A 20380-nucleotide genomic window follows, 5' to 3' on the forward strand; every position below is an offset into this window, starting at 1 on the left:
AGTATCTGCTCTCTAGCAAGTGAGCGTACTGAGCGAGCCATCAACCAGCTAATCCGTTGTGGGTTGAGTTTGTCGGCCACCTTTCTCTCTCGCATACCAACCAGATAATCCGGATACCCAAAGTGTTTTGCACCGTTTCTCGGGTGTTTTTGGCGTGATGTACCACCCTGGAGTCGACTCGTACCACTGTTCCATGGCAACGATCAGCGTGCGTAAAAGGCGGAACGGCGATCTTGTTATGGGGGCGGCGAGCCGCTGTCGCCAGGCGCCTAAGATAGACCCTGGCGGCGGCCAGCGCCATGGCCGCAAGACGCGCGAAATCCCTCGACCACCAGATAGAGCAGCGGGCCGAGCGAGACAAAAACGGCCGTCAGCAGCCAGTACGGTAGCAGCGAGCGCCATGAACGGCCTTTGGCACGGGCATCGCGGTACATCCAGATCCCGCCCAGCCCGGCCATCAGGTACAGGTCGATCACGACCTGGGCGGTGTCGGGGCGGGCGAGTAGTTCGCGGCCAAATTGCAGCAGGGACTGTTCGGCGTGTACCAGCGTGAACAGCGTAAAGCTGCCAAACGCCAGCAGGGCAATAAGAGCGGCGAGTGTCGGGTAGCGGGGCATGGCGAGGCTCCTGGCAGGGCCCGCGGGCGGGCGTCGGTGATGAGCTTTCACCCTAGCCGCGGGCAGGCCCGCGGCTCAATGACCTGCCAGGTCATGAGTGCTAGGTCGGGTAGGCCATGGCAGGCAGGCGATGCATCCAGGGCTGGGCCCGCTCCAGCTGCGCGGCCAGTTGCAGCAGCCGCCCCTCCTGACCGAACGGCGCAATGAACTGCACGCCCAATGGCAGGCCTTCGGCGGTCCAGTGCAGCGGTACGCTGATCGCCGGGGTGCCGGTCAGGTTGGCCAACTGGGTGAATGGCACATAGCTGAGGTTTTGTCGCGACAGCTCGTTCAGCGGCTTTTCCATCAGGCCCAGGCGGGCCAGGACGCCGAGCAGCCCGCTATTGAGCAGCCAGCCCAGCAGGCGCTCCTGGCCGGCGGGCATCTGCGCGGCGGCGTGGGGTGCGGGCGGGCAGGCCAGGGTAGGGGTGAGGAACAGGTCATGACGCTGATGGAACTCGCCCAGGGCGCGGGCGAACTGGTTCCAGCGTCGATGACTGCGTACATAGTTGCCGGCGCGAGTGGCGTTGCCAAAGGCTTCGAGCAGACGGGTCGCGAGTTCGAAGTCGGCGCTGCGGGCGCCGGCTTCACGGGCTTCGGCCAGGGTCGCGGCGACCTGGCCGAAGTACATGTCCAGGTAACAGCGGGCGAGGGCATGGCCGTCGTATCGTGGTTCGGCCTCGATCACCTCGTGGCCGAGTTTTTCCAGCAACCGCACGGTGTGCTGGACGGCGGCGATGGCCTCTGGATGGACCTCGGTGTCCAGGGGCGAGCGGGTGCTGAAGGCGATGCGCAGGCGGCGTGGTTCCTCGCTGAGCAATGCGCGAAAAGACTGGGCGGGCGGGGCAATCACGAAGGGCTCGCCGCACGCCGGGCCGGCCAGGACGTCGAGGGCCAGGGCCGAGTCGCGCACGCTGCGCGAGACCACCAGATCGCTTGAGGCGCCTTCCCAGATCTCGCCGCTGGCCGGTCCACAGGGCACCCGGCCACGGGACGGGCGCAGGCCCAGCAGCCCGCAGCAGGCCGCCGGGATGCGGATCGAACCGCCACCGTCATTGGCCCCGGCCATGGGGACGATCCCGGCGGCCACCGCCGCGGCCGAGCCGCCGCTGGAGCCGCCCGGTGTGCGCGTCAGGTCCCAGGGGTTGCGGGTGATGCCGAAGGCCTGGGGATCGGTAAAGCCCTTGAGGGCCAGCTCCGGGGTATTGGTCTTGCCGATAATGACCGCGCCGGCGTCCAGCAGGCGCTGGACCACCGTCGAGTGGCTGGCGGCAACGTGGTGTCGAAAGGCCCGGCTACCATTGGAGGTCGGCAGCCCGGCATAGTCCTGCACCGCGTCCTTGATCAGCACGGGCACCCCGGCCAACGGGCCCTCCAGGGTCTCACCCACGCGCTGGCGGGCCTGTTCAGGCATGGGCCGATTGACGGCGTTGAGCTGGGGGTTGAGGCGTTGTAGCTGGGCCGTGGCCAGGGCCAGCAACTCGGCGGCGCTGACCTCGCCACGCTGGACCAGATCGGCCAGCGCCGTGGCGTCGGCCTGCAGGTACTGCTGCACACTCAGGGTCATTGAAAGGTCCTAATAGAGGTTTGTTCGCATTTAAGGGTGTAGAAAAAATCTGACCGGCTGGAAAAGGAGTCGAGGATCTTAGAAAATGTAAGCTCTCACACCAACAAAAACTAAGCCCCCGACGTGAACAATCTTACCTTTTCTAGCCCTGATCTTTCCAGCTTTTGCCAACTGAATAACCTCGGCCTGACTGCCACTGGACAACATCTTTGTGCAGAGCGCGCCGTCATCGAATGTCGTTTAACCAAAGCACCCGAGCCATGCCCCAAGTGCGGGGCTGCTGGTGTTTCACGCGGTACTGTCGATAGGCATCTTGCTCACACACCTTACGGACAACGACCAACCAGATTGCTGCTGCGTATCCGTCGCTGGCGTTGTGCTTGCGGCTGTTTCTGGCATGAAGATACAAACAGTGCAGCACCTCCACGTTCAAAGCTTTCATATGGGGCGATACGCTGGGCATTAGCTGCCATCGTGCTGGATCATCTGTCGGTATCTCGTGTTGCGAGCCAGCTTGATGTTGCATGGCACACCGCTAATAATGCCATTATCAACGAAGGACGGCGCCTGCTTTTTAATGACTCGACACGTTTTGACGGTGTGACCGTGCTGGGCGTGGATGAGCATGTTTGGCGACATACACGCTGTGGTGACAAGTACGTCACCATCGTGGTTGACCTTACGCCCGTGCGTAACAAAAACGGGCCGGCCCGCTTGCTCGATGTGCTGGAAGGCCGCTCCAAACAAGCCTTTAAGCAATGGCTACAGAGTCGCCCCAAATCGTGGCGTGACCAGATCGAAAGCATTGCCATGGACGGTTTTACGGGGTTTAAATCTGCAGCGCAAGAAGCCCTGCCTCAAGCCCAAACCGTGCTGGATCCTTTCCATGTCGTGCGCTGGGCAAGCAACATGCTGGATGAATGCCGCCGGCGTGTGCAACACGACATCCTGGGCCGCAGAGGGCGTAAAAATGACCCGCTCTACAAAAGCCGTCGAACGCTACTGACTCGGATCAGCTACCTGTCTGACGCCAACAAAAAGCAACTGTTCCAGCTGTTTGCAGATGAGCACCACCTCGAAGTGGATTGCACCTGGAGCATGTACCAACGGGTGGTCAGCGCCTACAACGAGCCGGATCGAAAACGTGGTAAAAAACTCATGGAAGAGGTCATAAATATCATTACAGCCAGCGACTTGCCCAAAGCGCTCATCGAGGTGAAAGGCTTGGGGGAAACGCTGAAAAAATACGCTGAGAGCATCCTTGCCTACTTCGACCGGCCAGGAACCAGCAACGGTCCAACAGAAGCTATCAACGGGCGACTTGAGCACTTACGAGGTACCGCCTTGGGCTTTAGAAATTTAACCAATTACATAGCCAGGTGCTTGCTGAAGTCAGGAGGGTTTAGAAATCAGCTACACCCTTAAATGCGAAGAGCCGGTTGTTGGCAGTCAGCTCTGCGCCGTTGAAAGTTGTTGAGAGGTTTTTTGTGTTTTCTGCAGCGGTTGTTGCCTTGAGAAGAGTGTCTATATTTAGTGCTTGCGCGTTGCTTATGCTGATGCTTGTATTCTTTCCTGCTTTTGATAGGGCCTCTAGCATGTTGCTTGGATTTAGAAGGCGTCCGTCGAAATCAAGGATAAGTTTCATCTCAATGCTCCGCTGTGACCTAACGTTAAAGTCTTGGTGTGAGTACTTCCTAGGCTGAATGAGTTGGTTACAAATCTCTTTGCCTTATGTCAATATCAGGCATTCGCTGTGACCAATATCATTTTTTGAGTCATTTTTTACAGATAGCTATCTGCTCCTTCAGTTGTCTGTCGTCCACGTACCGCTGCATGATCGACAGCACCAAGCTGTTGATGGCGAGGATCTTCATCGCTCGGGTCACTGCGACGTAGATCAGGTTCAACTCATCGTCGCGCTTGCCTGGGTCGGTGTCGGGGGACAGCGGGTCCGCGTTGAAGTCGTCGTACAGGCAAACGAAATCCCATTCCAGCCCCTTGGCCTTGTGTGCGGTGGTCAGGGTGATTGTTGCGTCCAGCTCATCGTCAAGGGTCAGTGAGCGAAGCTCAAGGATCCGCGCAGGCAGATCAGGGTAGGTCGATATGATCTTGATCGAGCGAAGCATCTCACCGTCCTGGCTGATCTCGGCGATCTCCACGTACTGGGTGTAGTCGCGGTAGTCACGGAGCAGTTTCTTGTTCTGGACGTTTTGGCGTAGGCCTCGGCTGAATGCGTACAGATCCTCCAGGTCGCGCAGCGAGTAACTGTCGATACCGCCTACCCAGTGGAATTTGGGCTCCGGATGATTGCGGACCAGCTGCAGGGCATTCTCGATGACGCCGATAACGGTGCGGTGAATGAAAGTGCGGTGAGGAAGGTCCGCCGGGAGGGACTTTTTCACCAGCGTCTGCGGGCCCAATCCTTGAAGTTTCCGTGTCTCGCCCTTGTAGGAGAGGATGATGTTGGCCACGTGCGCAATCGCGGGGCCGAACCGCCAGCTCTGGGTCAGGTAGTGCTCCTCGGCGCCGACCATCCAGTCGCTGTTCAGGGCATCTTCCGCGCCTCTGAACCGGTAGAGCTGCTGGTGGGGATCGCCGACGATAGCCATTCTGATGCGCTGCCAGTGGGCAATGTCCGCGATCACTGGGTTGATGTCCTGTCCCTCGTCCAGGAGCATGCAGTCGAAGCGCTGGCTCAAATCGGGCTTGCTCAGTTGATACAGCTTCAGGTAGCCGTCATGGGGCATCAGCATGCCGGTGTCCTGGAGATCTACCATGCGCCTCCAGACTACTCGCGCCATGTCCAGGCCCTGCTTGAGGAAGCGTTCCTGGGCACTGGTGAGGAACGCCTTGTCGCGGAAGCGCGGGAAGTGCGGTCGGCCGAGTTCCGCGTCGGCGCTGGCCATGTAGTTGTTCAGCGTGGCCAGCACGTCACGTACCAACTCCCAGTCTTGGGTATCGAGTCCGCGGGCGATATCGGTCAGACGCAGGTTCTTCGTCTTCTTGTGGGCGTACTGGATGCCGTACACCGCATGAGCCAGGCTGTGGGCGGTCTTGCACACTACGTTGCGGGGAAACTTGCCCTTCGCGGCTTTCTCCACCGAGCTGTTGTAGCAGAGATAGAGGATTCTCAGGGTAGGGTTCGCCTTGGCAAAGCCCACCAGGGTGGTCGTCTTGCCAGTGCCGGCGAAGGCCCGCACCAGGATCTTCGATGCCTTCGACTGGATGATCGGTGACTGTTCGTGAGTCCACTGCATAGGTGTCTCCGGAGATACGAGGGCTTCCAGATTGGTAGGTGTCTGGTTAAACAGGGGGCTGTGGCTGTGGAGCTAGTCAGGGCATGGCATCATTTGTCGTTCGTCTCCCTGAAGGCATCGAAATGAAAATTTGGCGATTTGCGTTGATCTTTTTGATTCTGCTTTTTGCTGTCGCGTGGTTCTCATCTAGCGAGTTGAGATCACATGCTGTGCCTTGGTTGATTCACTGGTTCGAGGTGCTCAACCGATAGTGCGCCGGTGACGAATACACAGGTAGCAAAGGTGCGTAATGACCATTGTCATAGTCGCCAGGCATAGTGAAAATCCGGCACATAGCGTGAGAAATGCCGCACCCTCGGCGGCCCCTGTAGTAGCGTGGGGGACTATCGTCTCCATTGTTGGAATCAACCGATTTATCACCTGTGCCACGGCATAGACGTATAGAACCGAGGTCACGCTGAGCCAGGCGAGCGGAGTTAAAACGGCCTGTCTGGTCCATGGACCACGACGAGTACCAACTCGAACCCAGGCTGCGGTGAGCAACCATTGGACTGACAGCAATACCAGGGCGACTTCAACGAGAACTTGCCAATACGTGCCGGCCTCCTTGAGCCTGCCCATCGTCATGAGTACAGCCGCTGAAAGCAGCAGTACAAGGACAGTCAGCGTGATCCAACTGGCGTGTAGAGCCGTGTCGCGCGAAGGCAAGAGGTGTTTCAGCGGTAGGGCCATGAGCGTCTCCTCGAGGACTAGAGGTATTTCTTGAAGGTGGATGCTGTGATGCACACCGCTACGCCGAGCAGCGCGGCGCAGGGCAGCAGGATGAGCAAGGGGTTGATGCTGATGGGGATCGCCAGGTAGAGGGTCCAAGGGACGACCGCTAGCGGAATGATGCTGCCGCGCGCCTTGTGGTAGAGGTAGCTGGACTCCCGGCCGGCGCCGAACTTGCGCAGGTCCCGGCGCACCAGGCCGTCCACCAGGCCGGTGAACGCGGCCATCAGGAACAACGGGATCGTCATGACCAGAATCACCAGGCGCACGACGAATGTCAGCACCGTGTACAGCGCGGCCAGGCCGTAGTTCTGCAGCGTGGAGACACCCTGGGCGGTGAGATAGCGAACGTCCAGAGGGCTCCGTGGCCCTGCCTGCGCGATGGTGGTCATGTTGGTCATCCAGTCGACTATCCCGGTCTTCACGAACAACCAGTCATAGGCCAACTGGGCCAGCCAGGTGGCGGTTCGACCTGGCTCCTGCACGACGACGCTGTGTAGCAGCCCCTGCGACAGCCAACTGAGTTCGTACTCGAACATGGCCTGGGCATGCTTCCAGCCCGCGTCAGGCCAGAAGAAATACAGGCAAACCCACTCCACGATGATTGCGCCGACCAGCGAACCGAACATCACGCCGAGAAATTGGAAGGGCGTACTGATGATGGTGCCGACAAGGGTCTTCTGGCTCTCTTGTTGCTGCTCTGCACGTTGAGTGACTTCAGCCATCAGGCGGCATCCTCACCGGCGCCGAGGTGACGGAAATCGTCGACCAGGTCCTGGGGCAGACCATCCTGCAGGGCGGAGTATCCCGGTGCCTCCCACCACTCGCTGTTTGCGGCCTGGCCCTTGCGCATACCGGCAGCCAGCTCCTGCAGGCTTTTCGGCATCACCTCGTCGGGATCGACCGCCGGCAGCGGCATTCGGATCTTCCAGAGATTGCCGCCCTCGAGTAGCGCGAACGCTTGTCCTTTGGGCAGACCAACGATGTGGGCCGGCTCGAGCATCGGCACGCTGGTCATCTGCACCTGGTCGTGTGAGCTGGAGGTGAAGGCTGCCTTCTTGTTGTTGATCGCGTCGTTGGCGCCGCTCGCTGGCGTGCTGGTGTAGATCTGGACTTTGGGGAGCTGGTTGGTCAGAAGTTCGGCCGTGGCGGTCTCGCGCACCCGCAGCATGAACAGGTTGTTGAAGTTGCCGATGATCTGACCGGCCTTCGCGCGGGAGCCGATCTTGGCCTCGATGTCGCTCATGGTCTGGGTGTAGGCCGTCACTTGCACACCGGCGCCGCCCGCTTTGTTGACCATGGGGATGAACTCGTCGCCAATCAGCTCGTTGAACTCGTCGGCATGCAGGTTGATGCGGACCTTGCCGCCGGCGAGTGAGCCGGGCAGGCCGTCATCGACTCCATGCTTGTAGATGTGACCCGCCACCGAGACCAGGTCGCTGAACATGGAGTTGCCCACCGCGGCGGCGACCTCGGTATCCGATAGTGCGTCGAGGCCGACGTAGACCACGGCGCGCTTGCGGATGACCTGCATCCAGTCGAAGATCGGTCGCGGATCGTTGAGGTCCGCGTAGTTGGGCGAAAGAAGCTCCGAGATCCGCCCGGTAGTGAGTTTCTCCAGTAGCGGCAGCAGCGAGGCCACGATCTTGTCGAAGTAGGTCTTGTCGTAGCGCACGGCGCTCTTCAGGCCTTCCATGACCGGGTCGGCGATGCGTTTCTGTGTCAGGTACTGGTCGATGGCCACGACACGGAAGGGCCGCCCTTTCATGTTGAATGGCACGTTCTTGTCGTTGAGCTTGCCCTCGATGTGGATGATGGTGTCCCAGGCCCTCGGGTCGTGCTCGCTGATGTACTTCTGGGCATACTCGACGAATAACGCATCGATGTTCACGACGTGCCGGAGGATCTGCTGGTAGTCCGGGCGGATACCCAGCGCGTGCAGCGCGCGGGCGATGATGTTGACGAACCGCCAGGCGAACTCGCGGAACGCCGCGCTGTTGCCTTCGCCGGAGAGCTGGCCGGCGACGCGGGTGGCGACCTCGGAGATCCGGCCGAACCGGCCGACGGCGTTGTAGCGTGCCGACAGGTCAGGGTGGCCGAGGTGGAACACGTAGAACTCATCGAGGCGGCCGGCACGTTCGCATTCCACGTACATACGCTTCAGCAAGTCAGCGTCGCCTTTCGGGTCGAAGACGATCACCACCTCGTAGTCCGGCTGCTCCTCTGCGCGCCGGCGCCGGTGGCCGTGGTGAACCGTCTGGGTCCGCCGGCCCATCTTCGCCCGCCGGCGTCGGCCCCGGCAGTGGGTACGGCGAATATCCTGGGTGATGAACAGCTCCGCGAGTCGCGTCTTACCCACCCTCGTAGTGCCGAGTACCAGTGTGTGGCCGACGCGCTCGCCCAGTTGCAGGCCTACGTCCTGTTCGCGCGGCTCGATGCCATGGAGCCGAGGCAAACCGCCCACGGGCGGCAGCGGCCGTGCGGGGTTCCAGGCCACGTCCCAGGCAGTGGCTTTGGCGACCAGCTTCAGAGGGAAGGGGGCGAACTCAAGCTGCTTCTCCAGCCGGCGCGCGCGCTCGTAGAGCGGCGAGGGCTCGACGTAGGAGGCGAACTGGGGCAGGTAGGTATCTACCAGGCGCTGCGTATGCTTCTGCGTCCAGCGAAAGCCCTTGCCGATGAACAAGTGTTCGTTGCTGACCGGCATTTCGGCACTGGTCATCGTGTACTTCGGCAGTCGGCGGATGTTCCGCCGGTAGCGGAGCACCACGCCGGCCTGCTTCAGCCGCACGATACCCAGCCAGGCGAAGCCCAGTGCGGCCACGATGCCGAACAGCGGAGTGAGGGCGAACGTCCACGGCGCGACGATACAGAGCGCGGCCGCGGTGAAGCACACGGTGGTGGTGTAGAGCTCCACGGCCGGCCGCAAGAGCGCTTCCAGCGGGTACTGGCCAGCCATGGGTTACACCTTCAGGCTCGCCGGCGAGTCCAGGCGGCCCGGTTGGCGGCGCTTGGCATGAAGTTCCAGCACCTGTTTCCTGGCTTGCTCTACCTCATCATCAGGCAGCATCTGTTCCAGCAGCTCGCAGAGGGTCGACTCGTCCTCCAAGGCCTTGGACGTCACCTCACCGCCGTAGCGTGAGATCAGGCCGAGCAACTCCTGGTACATGAGTTGGCGTGCCTGAGCGTCGCTCGGCTGCTTGATGACCAGGGTGATCAGATGAGTAGTCATGAGGACTCCTACTGCTGGATGGCGGTGGATGTGATGAGGGCGGGGTAATGCTGCAGCCCTAGCCGGTCGACCAGGTCGTCCGCCGGCGCCGGCAATATCTGAAGTCCTTTCCCCCAGGCCCGGATCTCCGTCAGGCGCGCTTCGCTGGCCACGTTCACTGCCAGGCCCACGGCTTGGAGGTCTCGGAGCTCGTCGCCTCGCTCTTTCAGCCAGGTTTGAGACAGCGTGTCGTCGCCGACCAGGAACAGCGGTTGCAGGCCTGGAGCGTTGATGGCGCGCCCCTGGACCTGTCCTGGCGAAAGACGGGCGGAGCGAACTGGAAACGCACCTGAGCCACGGACGCCCAGGTCGCCAGGTCCTGGTGCGGCAGCGGATGGCTGCGGATCCAGGCCTTGGTAGTAGGGGAGCGCCGAGGCGCCGCCCAGGTCTTCGACAACGATCAGCCCGGCGGCCCAGGCTTGAGTCGCGAACGCCGTGCAAAATGCCAGCGTGGCAAGGATCTTCTTCATGGATTGGTCACCAGTAGGTTGACGCCGAGGACTTGGCTAAGGTGGCGGGATACCGTCCTACGGTATTTGGCGGCAGGCGCGCCGCCGGCGGGGCGGTGGTAGCGGCCGGCAACTTGGATCCAGTCCACCGGTCTTCCCGGGGCGGATGCATACAGGGCGTCCCGCTGCTCGATCAGGATGTCGGAGGTGGCGTCCAGGTTCTTGTACGGATCCAGGGACTCGCAGGGGCTGGAGAAACGATGTCCGTTCCAGCCGATGTTGACCTGGCCGAGGCCGGAATCGACGCTCTTGGCCCCGTAGAGGTTGATCGCCGCGAGTAGCGCGGTGCAGGCGGCGGTGCGGGTCGCGTAGTAGTAGGATTTCCCGGCGACGTTCAATGTCCAAGGCCAGGGAACGTATTCGCCGCGCAGCAGGACCTTGCTCTCGGTCAGCGCGACCGAGTAGAGCACCTCGGCCGGAACCCCTTTGGGCAGGGCGATCTGCTTATACGCCGGCGGTGGATCCACGGCGGCCTGAGCGATGTTGGCCAGGACCAGCAGGGCGGCCAGTTGGAGGGCGCGGATTACAGACGTTGCCATCGGCCGTTCACCTCCTGGACCAGGGCGGGAAGGGCCCCGCCCAGTCCCAGGGCCATCCAGCGGCCCTCGTCATGATTGAGCGTGATCTGCTTGCTGCGAACCTTCTTCGGGTCGACGCCGGCGAGGATTGCCCAATGCCGCACTCGCTCTGCGTCGTTCTGGCTACCGACGAAGTAGAGGTCGAACTCCTTGTTCTGCTGCTGCAGGTCGCGGACCCGCTGGATGCAGGCGGTGCAATTGTCCTGGACGAACAGGGCCAGGCGCCCGCTGCTCTGCAACGCTGGGCTCATGTTCGGGGTGCCCGACGGGTTGGCCGTGCTGCTTTCGGTGAGGCGGATCACCCCCTCGCCTGGATAGGCGCGGGCGAAGGCTTCGTCGTATGCGCGCTGGTAGGCGAGTTCCTTCTCGACCCGGCGCCGTTCGGCCTGGACCTGTAGATCGGCATACCGCCGCCGTTCCTCTGCCGATCGCGCCTCGATGCCCAGCGCAGTCAGCGGGTCAATGCCAGGCGAGTACACGCCCCTGGGGCCTTGCATGAGCGTCTGGTAGCGGGTCCATTCCTGTTGGTTCAGTCCCCACTCCTGGGCCAGGTCGCTCTGAGATGTCTGCTGTTTCAGCGTGCCGAGTTGGCTACCGGACAGCTGGCTGCTGGTCTCTCGGCTTGCCGCAGCCTCCTGACCGACTGCGGGATAACTCAGCAGCACCAGGCCGGACAGGAGCGATACGGTTCTGTTCATGTGCGGGGTCCTATGGTTGGATGCGGACGCTGCGCGAGGCGCCGGCGACGTCGAAGTGCGCGGTACGATCGTCAAGGTCGGTCAGGCGCCAGGTCGTGCCGGCGACGGCATCGCCCTGGCGAATGAGGTAGATCTGGCTGAGCTGGGTGGATCCCGGAGGTGCAACCGACAGAAACCGTTCGCCCCCGCGATACTCCACGCCGAGGATTGAGAAGGGCGGAGGCTCGATCGGCTTGGGTTTCGGCTTGGGCTTGACAGGGAAGGCACCGCGCTTCGGTGGAGGCACGATCAGCGGCGGAGCCTTGGCTTGCTTCTCTTGCAGCGTGCGGACAGAACCGTCCAGCGTCTCCACTGTTGCCTTGAGCACCAGGAGATCGCCGGCCGAGGCGGTGGTTTGAGCCAGGTTCTCGACGGCGTCGGAGGCCTGCTTGGCGAAGGCCTGCGCGGCGTCAATGCGGTTGGACAGCGCCTGCTGGCCTGAGCGGAAGTCCTCGTTGCTGACCAGGTGCTGTCCATCCACGGCGTCGAGGCGCTCGTCGACTCGATTCAAGCGCGCCAGGATCGCCTCTAGCGAGGTCTTTTCCGCGGCACTGTCCACGCCTGATCGGAGCTGAATGAGTTGGTACTGCTGGTAGCCCAGCAGGCCGGCCATTGCTGTCAAGCAGAGGCCAAGAATCATTGATGCAGGGGATGGGCGTTTCATGAGTGTCCTCGCGCGAAGCCAGAGACACCCTCTCAGACTGCCCCCATTGAGGCAGTAGGAAATACTCGGTGAGTGGGGGTGGGATTTTTTTGGATAGGATTCTGGCGAATCGCCGGGCCTGATTCGCTATGCGAAGATCAGTCGACTCTGGGTGCCCTTCACACGCATCCAGGCTGCGTCATTTCTGGTTAACACTGCTTCGAGGAAGCCCTAGGCCATGAATACAGACCTTCCCCAGCTCGAACAAACCATCATCGATATAGCGCGCCAGGAACTGGCCGCCGTGGCTGCTTTTTATCGCAAGAGGGAGGCAGGGATTGAGAGCGCGCACGTCGATGAGGCATGGAGCGAATACCTGGCTCGCTACCATGCACTGAGCACGCTTTTGGTGCTCGGCCAGTTGCCTATAGGTTGACTGAAAGGCTATTCCTAGGAATTAAGCTATGACGAATTGCTCCCTTGATGCACTTGAAGAACATTGAGAAAAATGGTTAAGGTTCCTTGGTTGTATCAAGCTTGTAAAACTGATTTATAACCATAGGGGGTTATTATGAGTGGTGAAAACAGTCTTCTCGAGAGGATGGTTAATGGTAAGTTGGGGCCAGGCTCAGATATTGGTCCTGCCGATTCACAAATAGAGGGTACTTACCGGCGCGGCTATCACCAAGCTATGGCGGAGGTTGCATATTACCTGAAGAATGGGGGAACCTTGTCCGCGGCCTCACTGAATGATTGGGTGAGCGAGGACCTTCGTCGCTGGCGACAGGGGAAGGATAACGCCCCGATTCATCGCCAGATACTTCCTCCTGCAATTCCTGGCAGCCGATAGTTGAACTAAGCCTACCCGGTCCGCTGAGGCTCTATGAGGTGTACCCCTTGATTGCGAACATTGCCGACCGCGCGGTCGACGCGATACCAGGTGAACACTTCTGGAGCCTCACTTTCCTGCAGTACCATCTGCTCTGCCCGTTCGGGCGTGGTTGCCTCATCGACCCACTCATTTGCGAGTTCTGGAGGGCGAGTTGGCAAAGGTCTGATTACCGAGGAAAATGCTCATGACTAAGCAGTTCTACCCCAGGCTCACGGAAAATAAGAACCAAGAGCCAAGCCGCCAGGCTTGGGTTTTCATGGTCGCAATGCCGGCCTTCGTCCTGGGTTGTATTTTCACGTTCGCTATCTTGTGGTTCGGCCCGGTGGCCGTGCGTGACAAGGTAATCGCAGAGTATGAGGCCGATGTTATGCTCCTGGCCAAACAGCTGGACGAGGCCGAAAAATACCGGCGCATACCATCGCCAGCAGCGGCAAACTGATTGAGGGAAGCGACGTGAGTTTGCTGGCGATCTATTCGCTGAATATAAAACGGTCACTAGGTAGGAGAGAAAAGGGCCATGCCGCGATACCACGTCCATTTCATGTCCGTGCGCCAGGGGAAGGGGCTTTCCAACAGGCATACGAGACAAATAGACATTGAATTCCCCATCGAATACGACACTGACATTGAGGCAGTCCAGCGCTGGGCGGCAAAGGAGGTTGGGGCGGATGATGCTGTCTTACTGTCTTGGCAGTTACTCAAGGGCGCTGTACGTCCAAGCTGATATAAAAAAAGGCCACCCGAAGGTGGCCTATGAGTTCATGCTGCAATGAGTTGTCGTGCCAACGCCATCTCCACCGAGTCCCCGTCCTGGTTCAACGAATCGAGACCTGACTCGGGAACGTCTCCCGACGTGCTCTGAGCCACAGCGATCTTCTTCGCCATCAACTGCAAGCAGGTGATCTGCGAGCTGCCGGCGTAGCCGAAGAACACCACCCGCACCGGGTGCTTCTGCCCGATCCGCCACGACCGCCGCGCGGCCTGCTGCAAGGTGTACACGTTGTACCCCGTCTGCAGGAACGCGATGGTCGGGAAGTCCAGCAGGTCCAGCCCGGTCTTCACCAGCTCCGGGTTGGTGATCAGCACATCGATGCCGCGATCGACCTGGTCGAGGATCCAATCCTCGCGTCGAGCGGTATCGACCGAAGCACGTAGCACTGCCACCTTCAGCCCGGATTGCTCGAGCACTTTCTTCAGCCTGGACGTGGTGTCGCGCGTCCCGCTGTAGACGGTGTATGCCAGAACCTTGCGGCCCTTCGCTTTCTCCTCGAGGCAGAGGTCCACCAGCGCCTGCTCCTTGGGCATCAACTGCTCGTCGCCGAAGATCGCTGGCACGAAGGCCAGTGTGTCCCGGCTTCGCGGATGCTTGACGATCTCCGGTCGGAAACAGCAGTCCGGCCAAGCCAGCAGCACGTTGAGGACCACGCCCAGGAGCGTGGTATCTCGTCGCGCCAGAGCCTGGCGGAGCTCCGCTGTCAGCGTGGCCGCCAGGCGCTGATAGGCCGAAGCCTGATCAGGCGCCATCGGCACGTCGACGAACTCCTCCTGGTAGTCGGGCAGTACGTTGCCACCGATATCCTTGAGCTTCAGGAACACGGTGAACGGCAATACGAAGCGGTGGATGCCCTTCGGGCCGAAGCCGGGAGCCTTCACCGTGCGTACCGAGAGCTTCTTGCCCCGGGCTGTCTTGTGCGAGTCACCATCGCGTTCGGTGTAGATGTCCTTGAGCACGCCGTGGTCGCGCATGAACGACATGGCTGCTGGAGCCATGCTGCCACGCGCGTTGGGCCGGTAGCCGTCCTCGATCATGCGCTGGGTGAGGATGCGGAACAGGAGGTAGAACAGGTCGTCGGCGTAGCCGCCCATGAGCGTTCCGGTCAGCAGCACGGTTTTCCGTGCCTTGGCTGCGAGAACGCCCATGGCCTGGCCCTGGGCCGAACCGCTGTTCTTGTACTCATGCCCCTCATCCACCACCAACAGATCGAAGTAGCCGTTGGGAAGTTGTCTTTTTATGAACTCGGTCGGTTGGTAGCCGCCTTCGCCGAAGCCGAACTCGATGTTCGCCATCGATCGCTCCATGCGTTTGGCCTGCCGATCGCTGAAGACGAAGTCGCCCTTGGCGTCCATCAGGTTGATGAACTCCGAGACGTTGTCCACCAACATCGTGGCCAGGAAGTCCTCGCCGAAGTCGTTCAGCAGGCGCTCCGCCCTGACCGGGCCGATGGTTGGAATCCGACACATCGACTTGAGGATCGTTGCGCGCCGGTTGCCGCCGTCAGGCTTGCCTGGCCGGATCAGCGTCCAGAGCGCCCCACGACAGGAGGAACAGGTACGTCGACGGTCACCACGCTCGAACTCCTCCACCGTGACCAGGTTGCCTTCCAGGTCCTCGAGGACCTGGCCGCAATCCGGGCACGCAGCGAGCAATTGGCCGCCGGCGGCGCGCTTCTTCCAGCAGGCGAGCCGCCAATGGAAACCCATCCGCATCCGCACGCGGCCGAGGATGAAGAACTCCTGGCGTCCGTCGTAGGCGTCGCCCATCTGATCTCGTAGCTTGAGCAGCTTGAGCAGAGTATCTGGGCCATTGAGTACCCAGACGCGGGCGGCTGGGATGGTCTCCAGAATCTCGCGGCGCCACTTGTAGACCAGGTGCGGCGGAGAGACAACCAGGGTCCGGCGATAGCCGGCCGCGTGCATGACCGCTGCGACAGCGATGGCCATCATGGTTTTCCCGGTGCCCATCTCGGCGTTGATGATCCCGGCCTGCTCGTTACGGTCCAGCAGCAGGGCGGTGATGGCCTGGACGACCTCGGCCTGGGCCGCGAAGGGCTTGCGCTTGAGTCGGTCCATCACCAACTGGCGGTGAGCGTTGTCGGAGCCGGTATAGACCGGGGGGTTGGAGCGATTGAGCGACTCCAGGAGCTCGTCGCCGAACTCGTCGATGAAGTCGGTCAGGTTGATGTTCAGGGAGGAGGCGGCCAGGGCGGCCGGTTGGGTCTGAGCGTTCATGTGCATCTCCTGCAGGTGAAGGAAGAAAGCAGGGCATGCACGTCCCTTTCGGGTATCGCCATACCCTGCAGGGTGGAGTGGAAGGAATCGCCGTGGGGGCGAGGTCAGTAGTCGCTAGGGAGCAAAAGCGTGGTTGAGCTGCGGTCTGCCTCGGTGATGATCCAGAGCCTGGATTCGCCGCCGGCATCGATGTCGTAGGACGACAGCAGCCTATCGCCGAACTTCAGGGCTCTCTGGTTGGTGTTCCAGTCTTCCTGGTCCAGCGTCCCCCAATCTCCCGCCAGATGGCGGTTCAGCAAAGGCGCTGGGTTGAGTTGACCGGTTTCCACCAGGTGGCTCACGGCAGCGGTCATTACGACTTGGCCAGGGCTGAACAGCAGCGGTTCGGGGGCCGGCTCAGGTTGGGGCTCTTCAGCCTCTTCCGTGGTCGCAGCCGACGAGCTGATGGTCAGCACGCGGCCCTGATTGACCGAGGAGGGTGTCATTTCCCATGCCCGGATGATCGGGATGAAACGGTCTGTGAGGATCCTCACCTCGGTGATGTTGCCGTCTTCGTCTTCGGTGAATTCGGTCTTGCGGGCCTTGTCCTTGTAGGTGTCACCCTTCACGACCAGGATCCGGCCCGACTTCGAGCGCACGACGCCGGAAATCGCGCCGGCGGCCAAGGCCAGGGCCAGGTGCCAGCGAGACAGCTCGCGGACTGGTGGGCGGGGCTGCAGCCCCGCTTGCGCGAAGTGCAGGTTGAAGTCAGGCCAGAGACCTCGCAGCCGCTGGATCTCGCCGGCGAACTGCTCCGGCTCCAGGGTTACTCGATAGAAGTGCTCCAGCTCGCTGGTGGCCGGCAGAACCACATAGGGTTCCCACGGCCAAGCCGCTGGAATTTCCTCGGCCTTTTCCTGGCCCGCGCCGATCGCCTGCAGGCGAGACCTCACCTGATTGGCGTCCGCCCGGGCCAGGTCCTGTCGACGGACCCGGATGCCGAAGATCACCACCTGTTTGAAGGTAGGATCCGCGGCTGCGTAGATGCGCAGGCCGGTGAAGTGGTTGCTCAACCAACCGGTCAGCTCATCGTCCAAGACGTAGTGAGGAACAATCAGGACCATGACGCCGCCGTACTGCAGCAACGGCAGGCAGCGCTGGTAGAACGCTTTCTCCAGACGCCTGCGGCCGCTGCCCTGGTACTGCGACGCACCGGAGTGGTCCGCCACCAGGTCGCCATAAGGCGGGTTGAGCCAGAGCAGTCCGAACGACTGCCTGCTGATCATGGTGTCGAAAAGGTCACTGTGCAGCACTCGCTCAAGCAAGCCTCGAGCATGGTCGGCGCGCTCGCGGTCGTACTCGACAGCGAGGGCTTGGACCTTGTCGCGGCCGAGGATGTGTGCTGCCTCAGCCAGGGCAACCCCCTCACCGGCGCAGGGATCACAGATCCTCATCCTGCCCGACGGGGCGGGAGCGAGGGCTTGCAGAGCGCGTTCGAGGGTGACCTCATCGGTAGGGAAGTAGCCGTTGCGTGCAAAGTTGCGCGCCAAGCGCGGGAACATGAGGGCCATGGGGCCTCCTTGAGTCTGAGAGGGATGGCTCAGGCTTGTGCCTGAGCATCGGTGGTAAGAATGCTTTCGCGGATCAGCTCACCGAGGGTGGGCTCGAGCACGTCGACCCGCAGGGCGAGTCGCCAGGCGCAGACGTTGCCGATCGTCCCTGGCAGGGCGGTCAACATCTGGTGCTGGGTGAGGACCTCCATCACTGGCTCGCGCCAGTGCTGCAGGAGGGGGAGCGGACAGGTCTCCATCACCAGCGGCCAGAGCCTTTGGTGTGGATCCTCATCGCGCTGCAGGAGTGCGAAGGCGAGGTGATTGCCTCGGTCGGGCGCCGAGGCGCGCCGATCGAACAGCCAGAGGTTGAGCAGGCTGCCGAACAACGTGCCGCGGAACTGGCGGGTGGTGCGTTTCTCCAGGAGATCCTGGTTTGGGAAGACAGGTAAGCGCCGGCCGTCCACGATAATGTGGAAATGGTCGATGCCATTTTCTTCCCGGTCCAGCGTCAGCCTGGCCAGGAACTCTTGTGTCACGGTGTCGCGGCCCCAGGCCGAAAGAAAGACCAGGTTGCGCTGCTCGTCGCACACGCAGGCGTCAACGTACAGGTCTGGGCATTCTTCGATCTGGTAGAGCGGGGTGGGACTGGGCATAGGAACCTCCTTGAAGGAGGAGCCACGCCGCCCTCGAGGGGCGGTGAAGCCCCTCGGGGGTGTAGTCCAACTGGTGCAGGGGAGCGTGGTGGTCACCGAACGCTCTTGGTGTGAGGGTCGAAGCTGAGCCCATCGGCTTCAGGACGGTGCAGCGGCCCTTGGCCGACCAGGAAGACCTGGCAGAGGTACTGATCGCGTAGCGCGACAGCCGCTTCCGCCTGCTCCAAGGTCAGCGACAGCTCCTCGATGAACAGGTCGATGAGCTCGTCGTCGCCGGCGACGTCGTTGTTGGACAGTTGGTCCTCGAGGTAAGCGAGGGTTTCCTGGGTGAGGTTGGTGAACAGCGGGTTCATGGTGCGCTCCTGGTGGTAGACGAGGAGCGCCCTCGAGGGCGCCCCTCAAGGGAAGTGGTTGGTGCGGTCAGGCTTGGTGTTCGTGCGTCAGACGTTCACGCCACTCCTGGTTGACCTCATCGTGAGCCAGGTCCAGGAACTCCAGCGGACAGCCGTAGTAGAACGGGCCGGCACTTTCTGGAATGGTCTTGTAGCCCCATTGCCCGGCCGAGCAGTCCAGCAAGTGCAGCTCGATCATGGTGATCGAGTGACCGGCCGGCTTGCCGAAATAGAATCCGGCAAGGTGGAAGGTTCGTTTTACGACAGTCCAAAGTTCATTGCCGGAGACTGCGTGTGCCAGCACCTTGGTGCTGCCTGCGAAAGTACTGGTTGGGGCCAGCAGCTCACGCAGCAGGTCTTCCTTCGTCTGATGTGAGAAAAGCCATCCCATAGGTGTGCTCCTGTGGTTGGCCAGGTCTCCCTGACGGGAGAACCCGGCAGGGGTGGGTAGGGTGATGCTTCAGCGTGTTGCGCGCTCAAGGCGCTGGAGGAGCCGGTAAGCTGTTTGCCTGGCCTGCCAGTCGCAGTACAGCCATGGCTCGTTGTCGGCCGCATGCTCCGGCGAAGGGGTCTTCACCCGCTCACGCAGTGCGATGATGGCCTGGTCGACGACGGATCGGTCGAACACTGCATCGCGGAACTGGTCAGCCAGATTGTCCAGTCCGACCTCGCGCAGCGAGGCGCAAACCAGCAACAACTCCTCGCTGAAGCCTGGGGTGTTGTAGATCGATTTCATGCGGCCTCCTTGCGGGTCCACACTTGTTGTTTGAAGTCGAGCTCATAGCCCAGCGCGCCGAGCCGCACGCACTGTTGACGTAGCCGCTTGCGGTCGACCGTGGTGTCCAGCTTGACGATTTCGCCTAGCGGCCAGACCGTCCCGAACAGCTCTGCATCTGCGTCTGTGTCCGGAGTGGCGGCCTGCTCTGCAGGAGCCGGAGGGGACATACCGAAAGGCGCGTCCTCCCCTGTTGCAGCGGGGCGCAGAGGCTTCGGTTTCTGGGGCGACTTCGGCGGTACCGCCGGGGCTACTGTGGGCTGCTGGATCGCGGGCACTTCGTCGAGCGGATCCACCTCATTGCCAGAGAGACGCTCTGCCTCCTCGTCGCTGAGGTTGTCCACGTCGTCCAGCGTCATGCTGTCCAGCTTTGCGCGGATCTCGACGACCAGCCGGCCGCCGGTGGTGTAGTAGGAGGGACGGATCTCGGTGATGGCGAAATCACCGCGGTACTTGCCTTCGATGTGCTGGTCCAGGAGAGCGTCCTTGATGACGAACTCCCCGATCGAGGTCGAGAGCTTTCCCACGTTGAACTCGCCATTGCGACCGTTGATGGTTCGAATGGCCAACTGGCCGGGTATGTTGATCATGGCGTGACCTGCGAAAAGGATGATCCCGCCGAAGCGGGATCGTGGTGAGGGGAGAACTACTCGGTATCCGGGTTGCCCGGGAGGCTTTCTTCCTGCAGCTCGATGCGCAGGTAGGAAGGCTCATCGGACGGCTCGACTATCGAGAGGACCAGCAGCGCGAGCGCGCGGTCCTGCCCCTCTTCCTCCTTGTGGTACAGGTGGAATTGGATGTGCTTCGCGGTCGGCTGGAGCGAAAGCTCCTGCCAGGCGGTTTGAACGACACTGGCCAGCCGGGTGCCCATCTCGTCGACCCTGGCAGGGTTGGCGAGATAGACCAGGCGCAGCCAGGCCGCGTTGGTGAGAACGATCGGGAGTTTGAGGTACGCAGCAGTGTGGCCTGCGCTGGAGTGGTTGTTGAGAGAGGTCATGAGAGGTCTCCGAATACGCAGGCCTCTCCCGCGGGGATGAGGTCCCCGCGTGGGTGGGTAGGATGCACTCCATCACTTGCGTGATGCGACCGCGCTGCCGAGTGCTGTGGCGGTCTTGGGTGGGTTAGCGCTTGCGCGCCGGAG

At 61.5% G+C, this 20380-nt stretch carries 23 protein-coding genes and 1 pseudogene; 3 read left to right on the forward strand and 21 right to left on the reverse strand.

Annotated features, from left to right (window positions below):
- Positions 1-269: 269 nt before the first annotated feature.
- On the reverse strand, positions 270-617 hold the full coding sequence (locus AC4OR5_RS06295; RefSeq protein WP_049251069.1) for a DUF2834 domain-containing protein: 348 nt from the start codon (positions 615-617) through the stop codon (positions 270-272).
- A 100-nt stretch (positions 618-717) separates the two neighbouring features.
- Complete coding sequence (locus AC4OR5_RS06300) at positions 718-2223, reverse strand: amidase (RefSeq protein ID WP_196738996.1); 1506 nt, start codon at positions 2221-2223, stop codon at positions 718-720.
- 123 nt (positions 2224-2346) lie between these two features.
- On the opposite strand from AC4OR5_RS06300, the gene AC4OR5_RS06305 reads away from it, so the two are divergent.
- Positions 2347-3648: an ISL3-like element IS1411 family transposase gene (locus tag AC4OR5_RS06305; RefSeq protein WP_011920678.1), complete on the forward strand. Its 1302-nt coding sequence runs from the start codon at positions 2347-2349 to the stop codon at positions 3646-3648.
- On the opposite strand, the gene AC4OR5_RS06310 is transcribed toward AC4OR5_RS06305, so the two are convergent.
- The 10 genes from AC4OR5_RS06310 to AC4OR5_RS06355 form a co-directional block, all read right to left on the reverse strand.
- The gene (locus AC4OR5_RS06310) at positions 3626-3868 is read right to left on the reverse strand and encodes a hypothetical protein (RefSeq protein ID WP_171889420.1); all 243 of its coding nucleotides are present in this window, start codon (positions 3866-3868) and stop codon (positions 3626-3628) included. The genes AC4OR5_RS06305 and AC4OR5_RS06310 overlap by 23 nt on opposite strands.
- A 130-nt stretch (positions 3869-3998) precedes the next feature.
- Entirely contained in the window at positions 3999-5480 is a 1482-nt protein-coding gene (locus AC4OR5_RS06315; RefSeq protein ID WP_012076865.1) for a UvrD-helicase domain-containing protein, read from the reverse strand.
- Positions 5481-5720: 240 nt separating this feature from the next.
- Complete coding sequence (locus AC4OR5_RS06320; RefSeq protein ID WP_023980742.1) at positions 5721-6212, reverse strand: hypothetical protein; 492 nt, start codon at positions 6210-6212, stop codon at positions 5721-5723.
- 17 nt (positions 6213-6229) lie between these two features.
- Positions 6230-6976 (reverse strand): TIGR03747 family integrating conjugative element membrane protein, encoded by a 747-nt coding sequence (locus AC4OR5_RS06325; protein WP_009316301.1) that lies wholly within the window; start codon positions 6974-6976, stop codon positions 6230-6232.
- On the reverse strand, positions 6976-9207 hold the full coding sequence (gene traD / locus AC4OR5_RS06330) for a type IV conjugative transfer system coupling protein TraD (protein WP_023082676.1): 2232 nt from the start codon (positions 9205-9207) through the stop codon (positions 6976-6978). The genes AC4OR5_RS06325 and traD overlap by 1 nt, the downstream gene beginning before the upstream one ends.
- Positions 9208-9210: 3 nt before the next feature.
- Positions 9211-9480 carry a hypothetical protein gene (locus AC4OR5_RS06335; RefSeq protein WP_023082675.1) on the reverse strand — a complete coding sequence of 90 codons (270 nt, stop codon included), beginning with the start codon at positions 9478-9480 and terminating at the stop codon, positions 9211-9213.
- 8 nt (positions 9481-9488) lie between these two features.
- On the reverse strand, positions 9489-9989 hold the full coding sequence (locus AC4OR5_RS06340; RefSeq protein ID WP_003121012.1) for an integrating conjugative element protein: 501 nt from the start codon (positions 9987-9989) through the stop codon (positions 9489-9491).
- Positions 9986-10567 (reverse strand): hypothetical protein, encoded by a 582-nt coding sequence (locus AC4OR5_RS06345; RefSeq protein ID WP_003121011.1) that lies wholly within the window; start codon positions 10565-10567, stop codon positions 9986-9988. Before AC4OR5_RS06345 ends, AC4OR5_RS06340 begins: the two co-directional genes overlap by 4 nt.
- Positions 10552-11304 (reverse strand): TIGR03759 family integrating conjugative element protein, encoded by a 753-nt coding sequence (locus AC4OR5_RS06350; protein ID WP_003121010.1) that lies wholly within the window; start codon positions 11302-11304, stop codon positions 10552-10554. The genes AC4OR5_RS06345 and AC4OR5_RS06350 overlap by 16 nt, the downstream gene beginning before the upstream one ends.
- A gap of 10 nt (positions 11305-11314) precedes the next feature.
- On the reverse strand, positions 11315-12007 hold the full coding sequence (locus tag AC4OR5_RS06355) for a hypothetical protein (protein ID WP_003123350.1): 693 nt from the start codon (positions 12005-12007) through the stop codon (positions 11315-11317).
- A 217-nt stretch (positions 12008-12224) separates the two neighbouring features.
- On the opposite strand from AC4OR5_RS06355, the gene AC4OR5_RS06360 reads away from it, so the two are divergent.
- Entirely contained in the window at positions 12225-12422 is a 198-nt protein-coding gene (locus AC4OR5_RS06360; RefSeq protein WP_003099811.1) for a hypothetical protein, read from the forward strand.
- A 425-nt stretch (positions 12423-12847) separates the two neighbouring features.
- Here AC4OR5_RS06360 and AC4OR5_RS06365 read toward each other — a convergent pair.
- Positions 12848-13021: pseudogene (locus AC4OR5_RS06365) on the reverse strand (DUF159 family protein); the annotation flags it as partial.
- Positions 13022-13062: 41 nt separating this feature from the next.
- Here AC4OR5_RS06365 and AC4OR5_RS06370 point away from each other — a divergent pair.
- The gene (locus tag AC4OR5_RS06370; RefSeq protein ID WP_003099808.1) at positions 13063-13317 is read left to right on the forward strand and encodes a hypothetical protein; all 255 of its coding nucleotides are present in this window, start codon (positions 13063-13065) and stop codon (positions 13315-13317) included.
- A 320-nt stretch (positions 13318-13637) separates the two neighbouring features.
- Here AC4OR5_RS06370 and AC4OR5_RS06375 read toward each other — a convergent pair whose 3' ends face one another.
- The 8 genes from AC4OR5_RS06375 to AC4OR5_RS06410 form a co-directional block, all read right to left on the reverse strand.
- Positions 13638-15887, reverse strand: a complete 2250-nt coding sequence (locus AC4OR5_RS06375; protein ID WP_003099803.1) for a DEAD/DEAH box helicase — start codon at positions 15885-15887, stop codon at positions 13638-13640.
- A gap of 104 nt (positions 15888-15991) precedes the next feature.
- On the reverse strand, positions 15992-17437 hold the full coding sequence (locus tag AC4OR5_RS06380; protein ID WP_003099801.1) for a DUF6094 domain-containing protein: 1446 nt from the start codon (positions 17435-17437) through the stop codon (positions 15992-15994).
- Positions 17438-17466: 29 nt separating this feature from the next.
- Positions 17467-18072 (reverse strand): hypothetical protein, encoded by a 606-nt coding sequence (locus tag AC4OR5_RS06385; RefSeq protein ID WP_003099799.1) that lies wholly within the window; start codon positions 18070-18072, stop codon positions 17467-17469.
- Between the two features lie 92 nt (positions 18073-18164).
- Positions 18165-18425 (reverse strand): hypothetical protein, encoded by a 261-nt coding sequence (locus tag AC4OR5_RS06390; protein ID WP_003099797.1) that lies wholly within the window; start codon positions 18423-18425, stop codon positions 18165-18167.
- A gap of 67 nt (positions 18426-18492) precedes the next feature.
- Entirely contained in the window at positions 18493-18855 is a 363-nt protein-coding gene (locus AC4OR5_RS06395) for a hypothetical protein (RefSeq protein WP_003099795.1), read from the reverse strand.
- Between the two features lie 69 nt (positions 18856-18924).
- On the reverse strand, positions 18925-19200 hold the full coding sequence (locus AC4OR5_RS06400; protein WP_003099794.1) for a hypothetical protein: 276 nt from the start codon (positions 19198-19200) through the stop codon (positions 18925-18927).
- Complete coding sequence (locus AC4OR5_RS06405; RefSeq protein ID WP_003099792.1) at positions 19197-19829, reverse strand: DUF3275 family protein; 633 nt, start codon at positions 19827-19829, stop codon at positions 19197-19199. The genes AC4OR5_RS06400 and AC4OR5_RS06405 overlap by 4 nt, the downstream gene beginning before the upstream one ends.
- Before the next feature lie 56 nt (positions 19830-19885).
- Positions 19886-20236: a hypothetical protein gene (locus AC4OR5_RS06410; RefSeq protein ID WP_003099791.1), complete on the reverse strand. Its 351-nt coding sequence runs from the start codon at positions 20234-20236 to the stop codon at positions 19886-19888.
- Positions 20237-20380 lie beyond the last annotated feature (144 nt).

It is taken from the genome of Pseudomonas sp. YA1 (assembly GCF_058680555.1).

Excerpts from the sequence above, each read along its gene's own strand:
- AC4OR5_RS06295 (WP_049251069.1), bottom strand. The coding sequence starts at position 617 with ATGCCCCGCTACCCGACACTCGCCGCTCTTATTGCCCTGCTGGCGTTT.
- AC4OR5_RS06300 (WP_196738996.1), bottom strand. The coding sequence starts at position 2,223 with ATGACCCTGAGTGTGCAGCAGTACCTGCAGGCCGACGCCACGGCGCTG.
- AC4OR5_RS06310 (WP_171889420.1), bottom strand. The coding sequence starts at position 3,868 with ATGAAACTTATCCTTGATTTCGACGGACGCCTTCTAAATCCAAGCAAC.
- AC4OR5_RS06315 (WP_012076865.1), bottom strand. The coding sequence starts at position 5,480 with ATGCAGTGGACTCACGAACAGTCACCGATCATCCAGTCGAAGGCATCG.
- AC4OR5_RS06320 (WP_023980742.1), bottom strand. The coding sequence starts at position 6,212 with ATGGCCCTACCGCTGAAACACCTCTTGCCTTCGCGCGACACGGCTCTA.
- AC4OR5_RS06325 (WP_009316301.1), bottom strand. The coding sequence starts at position 6,976 with ATGGCTGAAGTCACTCAACGTGCAGAGCAGCAACAAGAGAGCCAGAAG.
- traD (WP_023082676.1), bottom strand. The coding sequence starts at position 9,207 with ATGGCTGGCCAGTACCCGCTGGAAGCGCTCTTGCGGCCGGCCGTGGAG.
- AC4OR5_RS06335 (WP_023082675.1), bottom strand. The coding sequence starts at position 9,480 with ATGACTACTCATCTGATCACCCTGGTCATCAAGCAGCCGAGCGACGCT.
- AC4OR5_RS06340 (WP_003121012.1), bottom strand. The coding sequence starts at position 9,989 with ATGAAGAAGATCCTTGCCACGCTGGCATTTTGCACGGCGTTCGCGACT.
- AC4OR5_RS06345 (WP_003121011.1), bottom strand. The coding sequence starts at position 10,567 with ATGGCAACGTCTGTAATCCGCGCCCTCCAACTGGCCGCCCTGCTGGTC.
- AC4OR5_RS06350 (WP_003121010.1), bottom strand. The coding sequence starts at position 11,304 with ATGAACAGAACCGTATCGCTCCTGTCCGGCCTGGTGCTGCTGAGTTAT.
- AC4OR5_RS06355 (WP_003123350.1), bottom strand. The coding sequence starts at position 12,007 with ATGAAACGCCCATCCCCTGCATCAATGATTCTTGGCCTCTGCTTGACA.
- AC4OR5_RS06360 (WP_003099811.1), top strand. The coding sequence starts at position 12,225 with ATGAATACAGACCTTCCCCAGCTCGAACAAACCATCATCGATATAGCG.
- AC4OR5_RS06370 (WP_003099808.1), top strand. The coding sequence starts at position 13,063 with ATGACTAAGCAGTTCTACCCCAGGCTCACGGAAAATAAGAACCAAGAG.
- AC4OR5_RS06375 (WP_003099803.1), bottom strand. The coding sequence starts at position 15,887 with ATGAACGCTCAGACCCAACCGGCCGCCCTGGCCGCCTCCTCCCTGAAC.
- AC4OR5_RS06380 (WP_003099801.1), bottom strand. The coding sequence starts at position 17,437 with ATGGCCCTCATGTTCCCGCGCTTGGCGCGCAACTTTGCACGCAACGGC.
- AC4OR5_RS06385 (WP_003099799.1), bottom strand. The coding sequence starts at position 18,072 with ATGCCCAGTCCCACCCCGCTCTACCAGATCGAAGAATGCCCAGACCTG.
- AC4OR5_RS06390 (WP_003099797.1), bottom strand. The coding sequence starts at position 18,425 with ATGAACCCGCTGTTCACCAACCTCACCCAGGAAACCCTCGCTTACCTC.
- AC4OR5_RS06395 (WP_003099795.1), bottom strand. The coding sequence starts at position 18,855 with ATGGGATGGCTTTTCTCACATCAGACGAAGGAAGACCTGCTGCGTGAG.
- AC4OR5_RS06400 (WP_003099794.1), bottom strand. The coding sequence starts at position 19,200 with ATGAAATCGATCTACAACACCCCAGGCTTCAGCGAGGAGTTGTTGCTG.
- AC4OR5_RS06405 (WP_003099792.1), bottom strand. The coding sequence starts at position 19,829 with ATGATCAACATACCCGGCCAGTTGGCCATTCGAACCATCAACGGTCGC.
- AC4OR5_RS06410 (WP_003099791.1), bottom strand. The coding sequence starts at position 20,236 with ATGACCTCTCTCAACAACCACTCCAGCGCAGGCCACACTGCTGCGTAC.